At 57.0% G+C, this 14818-nt stretch carries 8 protein-coding genes, 2 tRNA genes and 3 rRNA genes; all 13 read left to right on the plus strand.

The window, feature by feature from the left end; translation table 11 throughout:
* The first annotated feature begins 377 nt into the window (after positions 1-377).
* Positions 378-1914: ribosomal RNA gene (locus tag GDV60_RS05840) — 16S ribosomal RNA — on the plus strand.
* 122 nt (positions 1915-2036) lie between these two features.
* A tRNA-Ile gene (locus GDV60_RS05845) sits at positions 2037-2113 on the plus strand.
* A 10-nt stretch (positions 2114-2123) separates the two neighbouring features.
* A tRNA-Ala gene (locus GDV60_RS05850) sits at positions 2124-2199 on the plus strand.
* Between the two features lie 237 nt (positions 2200-2436).
* Positions 2437-5330: ribosomal RNA gene (locus GDV60_RS05855) — 23S ribosomal RNA — on the plus strand.
* 150 nt (positions 5331-5480) lie between these two features.
* Positions 5481-5596, plus strand: a 5S ribosomal RNA gene (gene rrf / locus GDV60_RS05860).
* The 16S, 23S and 5S rRNA genes sit together here with 2 tRNA genes alongside, the layout of an rRNA operon.
* Before the next feature lie 465 nt (positions 5597-6061).
* The gene (locus GDV60_RS05865) at positions 6062-7201 is read left to right on the plus strand and encodes a transporter substrate-binding protein (protein WP_104911661.1); all 1140 of its coding nucleotides are present in this window, start codon (positions 6062-6064) and stop codon (positions 7199-7201) included.
* Positions 7198-7791 (plus strand): ANTAR domain-containing response regulator, encoded by a 594-nt coding sequence (locus GDV60_RS05870; RefSeq protein WP_104911662.1) that lies wholly within the window; start codon positions 7198-7200, stop codon positions 7789-7791. Before GDV60_RS05865 ends, GDV60_RS05870 begins: the two co-directional genes overlap by 4 nt.
* Positions 7788-8636, plus strand: a complete 849-nt coding sequence (locus tag GDV60_RS05875) for an ABC transporter permease (protein ID WP_092233774.1) — start codon at positions 7788-7790, stop codon at positions 8634-8636. Before GDV60_RS05870 ends, GDV60_RS05875 begins: the two co-directional genes overlap by 4 nt.
* Positions 8637-9563 (plus strand): ABC transporter permease, encoded by a 927-nt coding sequence (locus GDV60_RS05880; protein WP_032867356.1) that lies wholly within the window; start codon positions 8637-8639, stop codon positions 9561-9563.
* 29 nt (positions 9564-9592) lie between these two features.
* Positions 9593-11212, plus strand: a complete 1620-nt coding sequence (locus tag GDV60_RS05885) for an ABC transporter substrate-binding protein (RefSeq protein ID WP_159906583.1) — start codon at positions 9593-9595, stop codon at positions 11210-11212.
* A gap of 60 nt (positions 11213-11272) precedes the next feature.
* Positions 11273-12220 carry an acetamidase/formamidase family protein gene (locus tag GDV60_RS05890; RefSeq protein ID WP_104911664.1) on the plus strand — a complete coding sequence of 316 codons (948 nt, stop codon included), beginning with the start codon at positions 11273-11275 and terminating at the stop codon, positions 12218-12220.
* Between the two features lie 55 nt (positions 12221-12275).
* A complete protein-coding gene (locus GDV60_RS05895) occupies positions 12276-14021 on the plus strand; it encodes an ABC transporter ATP-binding protein (protein WP_104911665.1) in 1746 nt (581 codons plus the stop codon).
* 287 nt (positions 14022-14308) lie between these two features.
* Positions 14309-14818, plus strand: coding sequence for an RNA polymerase sigma factor (locus GDV60_RS05900; RefSeq protein ID WP_092237308.1), 510 nt, complete (start codon positions 14309-14311; stop codon positions 14816-14818).

A 14818-nucleotide genomic window follows, 5' to 3' on the forward strand; every position in this document is an offset into this window, starting at 1 on the left:
AATGGCAGCCCGGGTGCTTTGGAAAGAATTTTCAGGCGGGGGTTGACCGCGCATTTTAATCCTGTATTATTCGCCTCCCGCTGACGAGAGATCGGAAGCGCAAGTGGTTGAAGTTGTTGAGGAAATCCTCGAAAACTTCTGAAAATAACCACTTGACAGCAAATGAGGCTGCTGTAGAATGCGCGCCTCGGTTGAGGCGAAAGATCTTAACCAACCGCTCTTTAACAACTGAATCAAGCAATTCGTGTGGGTGCTTGTGGGGTCAGACTGATAGTCAACAAGATTATCAGCATCACAAGTTACTCCGCGAGAAATCAAAGATGTAACCAACGATTGCTGAGCCAAGTTTAGGGTTTCTTAAAAACCCAAAGATGTTTGAACTGAAGAGTTTGATCATGGCTCAGATTGAACGCTGGCGGCAGGCCTAACACATGCAAGTCGAGCGGTAGAGAGAAGCTTGCTTCTCTTGAGAGCGGCGGACGGGTGAGTAATGCCTAGGAATCTGCCTGGTAGTGGGGGATAACGTTCGGAAACGGACGCTAATACCGCATACGTCCTACGGGAGAAAGCAGGGGACCTTCGGGCCTTGCGCTATCAGATGAGCCTAGGTCGGATTAGCTAGTTGGTGGGGTAATGGCTCACCAAGGCGACGATCCGTAACTGGTCTGAGAGGATGATCAGTCACACTGGAACTGAGACACGGTCCAGACTCCTACGGGAGGCAGCAGTGGGGAATATTGGACAATGGGCGAAAGCCTGATCCAGCCATGCCGCGTGTGTGAAGAAGGTCTTCGGATTGTAAAGCACTTTAAGTTGGGAGGAAGGGCAGTAAATTAATACTTTGCTGTTTTGACGTTACCGACAGAATAAGCACCGGCTAACTCTGTGCCAGCAGCCGCGGTAATACAGAGGGTGCAAGCGTTAATCGGAATTACTGGGCGTAAAGCGCGCGTAGGTGGTTAGTTAAGTTGGATGTGAAATCCCCGGGCTCAACCTGGGAACTGCATTCAAAACTGACTGACTAGAGTATGGTAGAGGGTGGTGGAATTTCCTGTGTAGCGGTGAAATGCGTAGATATAGGAAGGAACACCAGTGGCGAAGGCGACCACCTGGACTGATACTGACACTGAGGTGCGAAAGCGTGGGGAGCAAACAGGATTAGATACCCTGGTAGTCCACGCCGTAAACGATGTCAACTAGCCGTTGGGAGCCTTGAGCTCTTAGTGGCGCAGCTAACGCATTAAGTTGACCGCCTGGGGAGTACGGCCGCAAGGTTAAAACTCAAATGAATTGACGGGGGCCCGCACAAGCGGTGGAGCATGTGGTTTAATTCGAAGCAACGCGAAGAACCTTACCAGGCCTTGACATCCAATGAACTTTCTAGAGATAGATTGGTGCCTTCGGGAACATTGAGACAGGTGCTGCATGGCTGTCGTCAGCTCGTGTCGTGAGATGTTGGGTTAAGTCCCGTAACGAGCGCAACCCTTGTCCTTAGTTACCAGCACGTTATGGTGGGCACTCTAAGGAGACTGCCGGTGACAAACCGGAGGAAGGTGGGGATGACGTCAAGTCATCATGGCCCTTACGGCCTGGGCTACACACGTGCTACAATGGTCGGTACAGAGGGTTGCCAAGCCGCGAGGTGGAGCTAATCCCACAAAACCGATCGTAGTCCGGATCGCAGTCTGCAACTCGACTGCGTGAAGTCGGAATCGCTAGTAATCGCGAATCAGAATGTCGCGGTGAATACGTTCCCGGGCCTTGTACACACCGCCCGTCACACCATGGGAGTGGGTTGCACCAGAAGTAGCTAGTCTAACCTTCGGGAGGACGGTTACCACGGTGTGATTCATGACTGGGGTGAAGTCGTAACAAGGTAGCCGTAGGGGAACCTGCGGCTGGATCACCTCCTTAATCGACGACATCAGCTGCTCCATAAGTTCCCACACGAATTGCTTGATTCATTGAAGAAGACGATAGAAGCAGCTTTAAGCTCCAAGCTGATAGCTCTTAGCTAATCAGTTGCGCTCGAAATTGGGTCTGTAGCTCAGTTGGTTAGAGCGCACCCCTGATAAGGGTGAGGTCGGCAGTTCGAATCTGCCCAGACCCACCAATTTTGTTATGGGGCCATAGCTCAGCTGGGAGAGCGCCTGCCTTGCACGCAGGAGGTCAGCGGTTCGATCCCGCTTGGCTCCACCATTAACTGCTTCTGCTGTTAGAGTTTAGAAATGAATATTCCGGTGTGAATATTGATTTCTAGTCTTTGATTAGATCGTTCTTTAAAAATTTGGGTATGTGATAGAAAGATAGACTGAACGTTACTTTCACTGGTAACGGATCAGGCTAAGGTAAAATTTGTGAGTTCTCTTAGTTGAGAAATTCGAATTTTCGGCGAATGTCGTCTTCACAGTATAACCAGATTGCTTGGGGTTATATGGTCAAGTGAAGAAGCGCATACGGTGGATGCCTTGGCAGTCAGAGGCGATGAAAGACGTGGTAGCCTGCGAAAAGCTTCGGGGAGTCGGCAAACAGACTTTGATCCGGAGATGTCTGAATGGGGGAACCCAGCCATCATAAGATGGTTATCTTACGCTGAATACATAGGCGTAAGAGGCGAACCAGGGGAACTGAAACATCTAAGTACCCTGAGGAAAAGAAATCAACCGAGATTCCCTTAGTAGTGGCGAGCGAACGGGGACTAGCCCTTAAGTGGCTTTGAGATTAGCGGAACGCTCTGGAAAGTGCGGCCATAGTGGGTGATAGCCCTGTACGCGAAAATCTCTTAGTCATGAAATCGAGTAGGACGGAGCACGAGAAACTTTGTCTGAATATGGGGGGACCATCCTCCAAGGCTAAATACTACTGACTGACCGATAGTGAACTAGTACCGTGAGGGAAAGGCGAAAAGAACCCCGGAGAGGGGAGTGAAATAGATCCTGAAACCGTATGCGTACAAGCAGTGGGAGCCCACTTTGTTGGGTGACTGCGTACCTTTTGTATAATGGGTCAGCGACTTATTTTCAGTGGCGAGCTTAACCGAATAGGGGAGGCGTAGCGAAAGCGAGTCTTAATAGGGCGTCTAGTCGCTGGGAATAGACCCGAAACCGGGCGATCTATCCATGGGCAGGTTGAAGGTTGGGTAACACTAACTGGAGGACCGAACCGACTACCGTTGAAAAGTTAGCGGATGACCTGTGGATCGGAGTGAAAGGCTAATCAAGCTCGGAGATAGCTGGTTCTCCTCGAAAGCTATTTAGGTAGCGCCTCATGTATCACTGTAGGGGGTAGAGCACTGTTTCGGCTAGGGGGTCATCCCGACTTACCAAACCGATGCAAACTCCGAATACCTACAAGTGCCGAGCATGGGAGACACACGGCGGGTGCTAACGTCCGTCGTGAAAAGGGAAACAACCCAGACCGTCAGCTAAGGTCCCAAAGTTATGGTTAAGTGGGAAACGATGTGGGAAGGCTTAGACAGCTAGGAGGTTGGCTTAGAAGCAGCCACCCTTTAAAGAAAGCGTAATAGCTCACTAGTCGAGTCGGCCTGCGCGGAAGATGTAACGGGGCTCAAACCATACACCGAAGCTACGGGTATCACCCTCGGGTGATGCGGTAGAGGAGCGTTCTGTAAGCCTGTGAAGGTGAGTTGAGAAGCTTGCTGGAGGTATCAGAAGTGCGAATGCTGACATGAGTAACGACAATGGGTGTGAAAAACACCCACGCCGAAAGACCAAGGTTTCCTGCGCAACGTTAATCGACGCAGGGTTAGTCGGTCCCTAAGGCGAGGCTGAAAAGCGTAGTCGATGGAAAACAGGTTAATATTCCTGTACTTCTGGTTATTGCGATGGAGGGACGGAGAAGGCTAGGCCAGCTTGGCGTTGGTTGTCCAAGTTTAAGGTGGTAGGCTGGAATCTTAGGTAAATCCGGGATTCTAAGGCCGAGAGCTGATGACGAGTTACCCTTTGGGTGACGAAGTGGTTGATGCCATGCTTCCAAGAAAAGCTTCTAAGCTTCAGGTAACCAGGAACCGTACCCCAAACCGACACAGGTGGTTGGGTAGAGAATACCAAGGCGCTTGAGAGAACTCGGGTGAAGGAACTAGGCAAAATGGCACCGTAACTTCGGGAGAAGGTGCGCCGGTGAGGGTGAAGGACTTGCTCCGTAAGCTCATGCCGGTCGAAGATACCAGGCCGCTGCGACTGTTTATTAAAAACACAGCACTCTGCAAACACGAAAGTGGACGTATAGGGTGTGACGCCTGCCCGGTGCCGGAAGGTTAATTGATGGGGTTAGCTAACGCGAAGCTCTTGATCGAAGCCCCGGTAAACGGCGGCCGTAACTATAACGGTCCTAAGGTAGCGAAATTCCTTGTCGGGTAAGTTCCGACCTGCACGAATGGCGTAACGATGGCGGCGCTGTCTCCACCCGAGACTCAGTGAAATTGAAATCGCTGTGAAGATGCAGTGTATCCGCGGCTAGACGGAAAGACCCCGTGAACCTTTACTATAGCTTTGCACTGGACTTTGAATTTGCTTGTGTAGGATAGGTGGGAGGCTTTGAAGCGTGGACGCCAGTCTGCGTGGAGCCAACCTTGAAATACCACCCTGGCAACTTTGAGGTTCTAACTCAGGTCCGTTATCCGGATCGAGGACAGTGTATGGTGGGTAGTTTGACTGGGGCGGTCTCCTCCTAAAGAGTAACGGAGGAGTACGAAGGTGCGCTCAGACCGGTCGGAAATCGGTCGTAGAGTATAAAGGCAAAAGCGCGCTTGACTGCGAGACAGACACGTCGAGCAGGTACGAAAGTAGGTCTTAGTGATCCGGTGGTTCTGTATGGAAGGGCCATCGCTCAACGGATAAAAGGTACTCCGGGGATAACAGGCTGATACCGCCCAAGAGTTCATATCGACGGCGGTGTTTGGCACCTCGATGTCGGCTCATCACATCCTGGGGCTGAAGCCGGTCCCAAGGGTATGGCTGTTCGCCATTTAAAGTGGTACGCGAGCTGGGTTTAGAACGTCGTGAGACAGTTCGGTCCCTATCTGCCGTGGACGTTTGAGATTTGAGAGGGGCTGCTCCTAGTACGAGAGGACCGGAGTGGACGAACCTCTGGTGTTCCGGTTGTCACGCCAGTGGCATTGCCGGGTAGCTATGTTCGGAATAGATAACCGCTGAAAGCATCTAAGCGGGAAACTAGCCTCAAGATGAGATCTCACTGGAACCTTGAGTTCCCTGAAGGGCCGTCGAAGACTACGACGTTGATAGGTTGGGTGTGTAAGCGCTGTGAGGCGTTGAGCTAACCAATACTAATTGCCCGTGAGGCTTGACCATATAACACCCAAGCAATTTGCGTCGAAAGGCCAGATTGCGGTGTGTGAAGACGAAACGAACCGAAAGTTCGAATCTCACAAAACACCACTTCTATTACATACCCAATTTGCTGAAGCGAGGCCAACTGGCCACGACTCAGTACCCGAATTTCTTGACGACCATAGAGCATTGGAACCACCTGATCCCATCCCGAACTCAGTAGTGAAACGATGCATCGCCGATGGTAGTGTGGGGTTTCCCCATGTGAGAGTAGGTCATCGTCAAGATTAAATTCCGAAACCCCAATTGCGAAAGCAGTTGGGGTTTTGTTTTGGGCGGTCGAAAAGGCACTGCGGCAAGTTTCCAGCAGCAAGATTCGATACCACCAACTTGTCTCGTATTGCCGCACTCGGGCAAAGGCGCCGGCAACAGCTTGGGAATTAACGTTACATCTGTACGCAAGAGTCTCGCCTGAAGTCAGTACAAGTCTGCCCCATCTGCTGTGCACTCTAGTGAAGCTCAGAACCGCCACTGTGTTCCAACTCAGTGCCGACGCGCCCTCTGTATATTCTGAAAAGCCCCAGCTCCCGCGCCACTGTAAAGATGGCACGCTTATTTCATAGCGATACCCACGAGCAAGCCTGGCCATGCCACTAAGTCTTGCCGACAGACATCGCACGCCTTGAGCGCCAGGTAATGAAGCCTGATTGACCAGTCCGCTGGTCGATCAGGTTTTTTTTTGGGGAAAATAGATGCGTCGTACCATTGAGGTTGGGCTTTTGCTCTCCACCGAGGGCACCTACAAAAGTGTTGGGCGCAATGCGTTGGCCGGGGCAACCCACGCGCTCGCGCAAATCAATGGCAACCCTGGCTATGACTTTATCCTGCAGGCCACCCACCGCGATCCACGAGGCGTTCTGCACCGGTACAGCGAAGGGGCCGTTGAGTTGATGCAGTCCGGAGTACGGCACATCTTCGGCACCACTACCTCCGCCAGTCGTAAGGAGATCATTCCGGACCTGGAGCAGAACGCCGGTCTGTTGTGGTACGCCTGCCCGTATGAGGGGTTCGAGAGCAGCGAACATGTGCTGTATCTCGGCGGTTGCCCGAACCAGACGTTGATCCCCTTGTTGCGCTACGCCCTGCAGACGTTTGGCAAGCGCGCCGTGCTGCTGGGGTCGAACTACAGCTGGGGTTGGGAAAGTAATCGGGTCGCCCGTGAAGTGCTCGAAGTGGCCGGCGTCCAAGTGTTGCTGGAGCGCTACATCCATCTGGACGCAACGCCTTTCAGTGAGTTGATCCAGACGTTGCTGGTAGAACGGCCGGCGTTCATTCTCAACAACTTGATCGGGAAATCCTCCTACGCCTTTTTGCGGCAGTTGGATGCCGCGTGCAACTCCGTCGGCTGGAGCCTGCCGGTGTTGAGCTGCAACCTGACCGAGGCCGAATTGAGTGACGTCGGCGACCTGCGCAGCCTGCGTGTGCTGTCATGCGGTCCGTTCTTTGAAGAAGTCGCCCCTGCGTTCAGTCAGCAGCAGCACATGCTGCATGGGGTGCACCCGATTTCGCACTTCTACACCGGGATGTACGTAGCCCTGCACCTGTTTGCCCGGGCGCTGGACCAGTGTGGCAGCGATGACCCCGAGGGTATTTGCCGCTACGTGTACGACCACCCGCAGGACAGCGTGTTCGGCACCCTGGCCATCGCCGAGCGCAACAACCACAGCAGCCAGCCTTGCCATATTGCTGAGCTGCGCGCGGGCCGCTTCGTCGTCCTGCACAGTGAGGCACGGCCACTGCCGGCCGACCCTTACCTGACCGCCACCGACCTGAGTGAATTTCAACGTCTGCGCGCAGTTGCACCCGCACCCCGCCTGAGGATCGTCAAATGAGCCTGTTCAAACGCCCAGACTTTGAAGCGGGCCGGTTGCTGTTGATCGACTGCGAGCCGCGTAGCCTGGCTAACCTGCACAAGAGCTTGCAGCGGCTGGGCATTACCGCGCAGGAGTTGTTTGAGGACGCGGATGATTCGCTCGATGGTTGTTTTGCTGCCATCGTCGAGTTGGAACCCTTTGCCAGCCCCACCACCCTGCAACGCCTGAGCGCTGCCGGCGTGCCCATTGTGGCGCTGACCTCCCACGAAACCCTGTCGCACATCCAGCGCGCCATTGAGTTGGGGGCGACCGCGTTGCTGAACAAGCCGATCACCCAAGGTTCGGTCTACACCACGTTGATGATGGCGATCGGTCTGCGTGAACGACTTGATAGCGACAGCCGCACCATTGAAGCGCTGCAACAGCGACTCCTGGCACGGCCGCTGCTGGCCCAGGCGTTGGCGCGGTTGATGGTCGAGCAGCAGATCGATGAGCGCGAGGCCTATGAGCGCCTGCGCAGCCTGTCCATGCACTTGAACCGTAGCCTGGATGACTTGTGTGCTGAGATGGCGGCAGATCGCCTGCAACCGAGCAGGGGCCAGCTATGAAGGTGTTGCGTGCCTTGGTTCGCCGTCCGGCGGTGGCGTTGTCGCTGTTGTACATCGTGATTGTCGTGTTACTGGCGTTGTTTGCGCCGTGGATGAGCCCATACGATCCGTCCGAGCAATTTGTCGAAGGCCTGTCGTTGGAAGGCGCGCCGCTGCCCCCCGATACGCCATACCTGCTGGGCACCGATCTACTCGGCCGTGATCTGCTGTCGCGGCTTATCTATGGCGCACGGACGTCGTTGTTCATCGGCTTGCTCGCCAATGGCCTGGCGGTGCTGATCGGCACGCTGGTGGGGCTGAGCGCGGGCTTCCTGCGTGGCTGGGTCGGCAGCACGCTGATGCGCTTCACTGACTTGATGATGGCGTTCCCGGCCTTGCTGCTGGCGATTGCGCTGTCGGCGATTTTCCAGCCCAGCGTGTGGATCGTTGCGTTGGTGATCGCCATGGTCAACTGGGTACAGATCGCCCGGGTGATCTACTCCGAAACCATCGCCCTGAGCGCCCGTGACTTCGTGGCCGTAGAGCGAACCCTGGGAGCCAGTTCGCTGCGCATTCTGTTCTCTCACCTGCTGCCTCATCTGCTACCGACCATCCTCGTCTGGGCCACCCTGGGCATCTCCACCACAGTGCTGCTGGAGGCCACCTTGTCGTACCTGGGCGTGGGAGTCCAACCGCCAACGCCGAGCTGGGGCAACATCATTTTCGAGAGCCAGACCTATTTCACCTCGGCGCCGTGGCTGGTGTTTTTCCCCGGCATTGCGATTGTCCTGCTGTCGCTGGCATTCAACCTGGTGGGCGATGCCCTGCGCGACGAACTCGATCCTACCCTGCAAGGGAGAAGCTGAATGTTGGCCTTTATCAGTCGTCGCATCGGCTACTCGCTGTTGATCCTGCTTGGCGTGACCTTCATCACGTACCTGCTGCTGTTCATGCTGCCTGCTGACCCGGCACGCCAGATTGCCGGGCGTAGCGCCACGCCCGAAGTGGTGGCCGGGATCCGCATGCAGCTAGGGCTCGACCTGCCGTTCTATCAGCAGTACGCCAATTACCTGGGCAACCTGGTGCAGGGCGACCTCGGGCGCTCCTACATCCAGCGCAGCCCGGTGACGGAGTTGATCGGCGCGCGCTTGCGTCCGTCCCTGGAGTTGATGGCCGCGGGCATCGGTTTCGAGTTGCTGATTGGTATCAGCCTGGGCGTGATCGCCGCATTGCGCCGCGACAGTTGGGCCGACAAAGCCTTGATGGCCCTTTCGTTCATCGGCGTATCGGCCCCGCAGTTCATCGCGGCGATGCTGTTCCTGTACTTCTTCGCCGTGCAGTTGGACTGGTTCCCCATGGGCGGTTATGGCGGCTTCGAACACCTGCTGTTGCCGGCCCTGACCCTGGGCATTCTCGGTAGCGGCTGGTACTCGCGCATGGTGCGCTCCTCAATGATCGAGGTGCTGCACCAAGACTTCATCCGCACCGCCCGGGCCAAGGGCTTGAGCCGCGTACGCGTGGTGCTGCGGCATGTACTGCCCAACGCCATCGTGCCGGTGATTCCGATGATCGGCATCGACATCGGGATCTTCATGGGCGGGCTGGTGGTGGTCGAGTCAGTCTTCGGCTGGCCGGGAATTGGTCAGTTGACATGGCAGGCGATCCAGCAGGTCGACATCCCGGTGATTGTCGGGGTGACCACGGTTTCAGCGGTGGCAATCGTTTTGGGCAACCTGGTCGCCGACCTGGTGATCCCTTGGGTCGACCCGCGTATCGACATCAAAAAACACTAGGAACATCACCATAGGTAAGGGGCTGAAGCATGAATCGCAAAGCATTATCCTTGGCCATCGCGGCTGCGTTGTTTGCCGGCAATCTGTTGGCCGATGACTTTGATCCAAACGCCAAAGACGGTGGCGCCGCGGTGATTACCTATCAAAACGACGTGGCCACCCTCGACCCGGCCATCGGTTATGACTGGCAGAACTGGTCGATGATCAAAAGCCTGTTCGACGGTCTGATGGACTACAAGCCAGGTACCACGGAACTGACCAAGAACCTGGCTTCGGACTACAGCATCTCCGAGGATGGCACCGTCTATACCTTCACCTTGAAGAAAGGCGTGAAGTTCCACAATGGTCGCGAACTCAAGGCCAGCGACGTGAAGTACTCCCTGGAGCGTACCGTCAACCCGAAAACCCAGAGCCCGGGTGCGGGTTTCTTCAGTTCGATCGTCGGCTATGAAGACATGGCGGCCAGCAAGGCCGAACAGTTGGCGGGCATTGAGGTCGTCGACGATTACACCGTCAAGATCACGCTCAAGTCGGCAAATGCGACGTTCCTGCAGGTGATGGCGATCAACTTCTCCTTTGTCGTACCCAAGGAGGAGGTCGAGAAGTGGGGCGCCGACTTCGGCAAACACCCGGTGGGCACCGGTGCCTACAGCCTGGCGGAGTGGAAGCTGGGGCAGCAGATTCTGTTCAAGAAGAACCCGGACTATTTCAAGGCGGGCCTGCCGCACCTCGACACGATCGCCTTTGAGGTCGGCCAGGATCCGATGGTCGCGTTGTTGCGTTTGCAAAAGGGCGAGGTCGACATCGCGGGCGACGGTGTGCCGCCGGCCAAGTTCCTCGAGTTCAAGAACGACCCCAAGTTCAAGAGCCTGGTGGTCACCGGTGATCAATTGCAAACCGGCTACCTGACCCTGAAAACCACACTGCCGCCCTTCGACAACCTCAAGGTGCGCCAGGCGGTGAACATGGCGATCAGCAAGGATCGCATCGTGCGCATCATCAACGGCCGTGCGGTCCCGGCCAACCAGCCGCTGCCGCCCGCGATGCCGGGCTACGACAAGGACTACAAAGGCTACGCCTACGATGTCGAAGGCGCGAAGAAGCTCTTGGCCGAAGCCGGTTTCGACAAGGGTTTCGACACCGAGATGTACGTGATGAACACCGACCCGCAGCCGCGTATCGCCCAGGCTATCCAGCAGGACCTGGCGAAGGTCGGGGTGCGTGTGAAGATCAAGTCCCTGGCGCAGGCCAACGTGATTGCGGCAGGCGGTTCCAAGGATCAGGCGCCGATGGTGTGGTCCGGCGGCATGGCCTGGATTGCCGACTTCCCGGACCCCTCGAACTTCTACGGGCCGATCCTGGGCTGTGACAGTGCGGTGGACGGTGGCTGGAACTGGGCGCTGTATTGCAACAAGAACCTGGACGCGCTGGCCGCCAAGGCCGACAGCATGGCCAAGCCGGAGCAACAGGCCGAGCGGACGGCGCTGTGGAAGAAGATCTTCATCGATGTGATGGCCGATGCGCCGTGGGTCCCGATCTTCAACGAACAACGCTTCACCGTGCGCTCCTCGCGCATGGGCGGCAGCGACGCACTGTATGTCGATCCGGTGCACATCCCGGTCAACTACAACTACATCTACCTGAAATAAAGCGCAGCCGGCCTGCCACCACGCCTTCCGGGCGTGGTCTTTACGCGGAGTTTTCTCCCTATGTGCCAGAACTGCCTGGTTAAGACCATTCACAGCGTCAACAGCCATTTCGGCTGGGACAACAGCATCGAACCGACCGCCCGGGTGGCGCCAGGTGCCATGCTGGAGTTCTGCTGCCGCGATTCGTCCAACGGCTTCTTCACGCCGCAATCGACGGTAGACGATGTCGGCAAGGTGCCGTTCGATACGATCAACCCTGTCACCGGGCCGATTTTTGTCGAGGGTGCCGAGCCTGGCGACGTGCTGAAAATCACCCTCGACAGCTTCAAGCCGAGCGGCTTCGGCTGGACAGCCAACATCCCGGGGTTTGGCCTGCTTGCGGACCAGTTCACGGACCCCGCCCTGGTGCTGTGGCACTACGACAAACTGGCCCTGAGCCCGGCGGCCTTCAGTGATTTCGCCAAAGTGCCGCTCAAGCCCTTTGCCGGCACCATCGGCCTTGCGCCGGCGTTGGCGGGCTTGCACTCGGTGGTGCCACCGCGCCGGGTCGGCGGCAACCTGGACATCCGCGACCTGTCGGCCGGTACCACGCTGTACCTGCCGGTGGAGGTCAGCGGCGCCTTGTTGTCGATTGGCGATACCCACGCGGCGCAAGGCGATGGTGAGGTGTGCGGCACCGCGATCGAGAGCGCAATGGATGTGGTGGTGAAGCTGGACCTGATCAAGAATACCCCCCTGGCAACGCCGCGCTTCAGCACCCCAGGCCCCGTGACCCGTCACCTGGACGGTGCGGGCTACGAAGCCTTCACCGGCATTGGCCCGGACTTGATGCAAGCCGCACGTCAGGCCGTCAGCAACACCATCGACTGGCTGTGCCGTGAGCACCACATGCCCGCGGAGCAGGCGTACATGTTGTGTTCGGTATGTGGCGATTTGCGTATCAGCGAGATCGTCGACCTGCCCAACTGGGTCGTGTCGTTCTACTTCCCGAAAATCGTATTTGCCTGATGGCTGTTCATCGCCAACGACTTGGCGTTTGTCGCTTCACGCGTGAGGAGCTTTGATGAGTAACGGGACCTCCCAGCCGATTTTGTCGGTGCAGCAGTTGTCCATCGATGTCGGCATGGGGGCCAGCTCCCGGCGCGTGGTCGATCACCTGAGCTTCGACCTGTTCGCCGGCCAGACACTGTGTATCGCCGGGGAGTCCGGCAGTGGTAAATCGCTGTCGTCGCTGGCGATCATGGGGCTGTTGCCCAAGGCGGTCCGGGTGGCCGAAGGCGCGATCAGCTTTGAAGGGCGCGACTTGATCGGCGCGCCCGAGCGCGAGTTGCAACGACTGCGCGGCAAACAGATCGGCATGATCTTCCAGGAGCCGATGACGTCGCTCAACCCGCTGATGACTGTCGGCCAGCAATTGCAGGAGACGCTACGCCGGCACGAACCCCTGGGGCGTCAGGCGCTGCGCCAGCGCGCCCGGGAGATGCTTGAATCGGTGCGCATGCCGCAGGTGGAAAAACGCCTGCAGCAGTATCCCCATGAGCTTTCCGGTGGCATGCGCCAGCGTGTGATGATCGCGATGGCCATGCTCTGTCGGCCCAAAGTGCTGATCGCCGATGAGCCGACCACCGCGCTGGACGTGACCATCCAGGCGCAGATCCTGGAACTGATGCGCGAACTGCAACAGGTCTACGGCACCAGCTTGCTGATGATCACGCACGACATGGGGGTGGTCGCTGAAATGGCCGACCAGGTGGTGGTGATGAACCATGGTCGCACCGAAGAACAAGCGCCCGTGCGCCAGCTATTCACCCAGCCTCAGGCCGACTACACCCGTAAATTGCTCGCGGCGGTGCCCGTGCTGGGCACGGCGGGCCAGCCGGGCGACGTCAGCCAGCAACCGGTGGTCTTGCAGGTGCGCGACTTGTCCGTGCGCTTTCCTGTGCGCATGGGCTGGTTCGAAGAAGACAAACAGGTGCACGCGGTAGAAGGGCTCAACTTTGAACTGCGCCAAGGCGAAACCCTGGGGCTGGTGGGGGAGAGTGGCTGTGGTAAATCCACCACCGGTAAGGCCCTGATGAATATGCTGGCCTATCAAGGCAGCGTGCAGTTGTTCGGCAAAGAGTTGAACGGCTTGCACGGCGCCGAACTGCAGGCCGTGCGCCGCGATATCCAAATGGTCTTCCAGGACCCCTACGCGGCCCTGAACCCACGCAAAAACATCCTGGAGCTGGTAGGCGAGCCGCTGCTGATCCATGACCAATTGCCACTGGCGCAACGACAGGAGCGTGTCGCCGAACTGTTACGCCAGGTCGATATGCCGGCTGACGCCATGTACCGCTACCCGCACCAGTTCTCGGGCGGGCAACGCCAGCGTATCTGCATTGCCCGCGCATTGGCGCTCAACCCCAAAGTCATCATCGCCGATGAATCCGTCTCCGCCCTCGACGTATCAGTGCAGGCCCAAGTGCTTGAGTTGTTGGAACACCTGCGCAAACAGCATCGACTCAGCTACCTGTTCATTTCCCACGACATGGCCGTGGTCGAGCGCATCTGCCATCGTGTCGCGGTGATGTATGGCGGCCAGATAGTCGAGATCGGCCGCCGTGATCACGTGCTGCACAACCCCCAGCATCCCTACACCAAACGCCTGCTCAGCGCGGTGCCGATGCCTGATGTCGACCAGAAGCGTGATTTCAAGGCGTTGCTGCAAGAGTTCGAGCAACCCAGTCCGATCAAGGGCAAGGGGTTTGAAGCGCCGCTGCAGAAGTTTCACGATGTGGGCGGGGGGCATTGGGTGGCGGTGGGGTAAGGCCTTGCCCCAGTCCATAGCGGGGTTGTACTCGGGCCTCCTGAATACGTCCAAAGACGTGGGCTGGCTGGCGAGACCCGCGCAGCGAGATCCTGAGTAGACTTTGCCCATTTGCAGCGAACAACCGATATGCACTTAGCATCCGTCTCACTCTGCGGGACTTCATCTCAGTTTAAAGAACAACATCTGACGGCTCGCAAACGTCGTTAAGATAACGATATAATGAGATACATTCTCATCAATCCCGTTTGATTCCCATGTCGAAGACGTCGCCCAATGAAGAGCTGATGACCGCGCTGACCCTTCACTACGATGCGCTGGTGGAGTACATCCGGCTTCGTTTCAACGGCAAACACTTTGCTCGTGATCTTGTTCATGACGTTTGTATCCAGATTCTCGAAAAACCGCCCAAGGAAAAAGTCGCACTGCCTTTGGCATTTCTGCGCAAGGTGAGCTTCAACCGCGCCGTTGATCGTATCCGCGCCGAGCGCACTCGTAGCCTATATGTTCAAACACACATGTCGCCCGAAGAAGGGATGGACAGTTGGGACGGTGCGCGGGCGGTAGAATTCGAACAACACGTGCGTGCCCTCTTGGCAATCATTGAGGCGCTGCCGGCGCGCCAGCGCCAGGTATTTTTGCTGCATCGTATCCATGGCATGCCGCAACGTGAAATTGCCGACGAGTTGGATATTTCCCTGAACATGGTCACCCAGCATTTTGGCCGCGCAATGGCAGCCATCATTCTGCGCTGGGAACCTGCACGTCGGCTGATGCAACGACAGGGGCAGGCGTAA

The sequence above is a fragment of the Pseudomonas sp. DTU12.1 genome, from assembly GCF_009873475.1.
GTDB classification, from domain to species: Bacteria; Pseudomonadota; Gammaproteobacteria; order Pseudomonadales; family Pseudomonadaceae; genus Aquipseudomonas; species Aquipseudomonas proteolytica.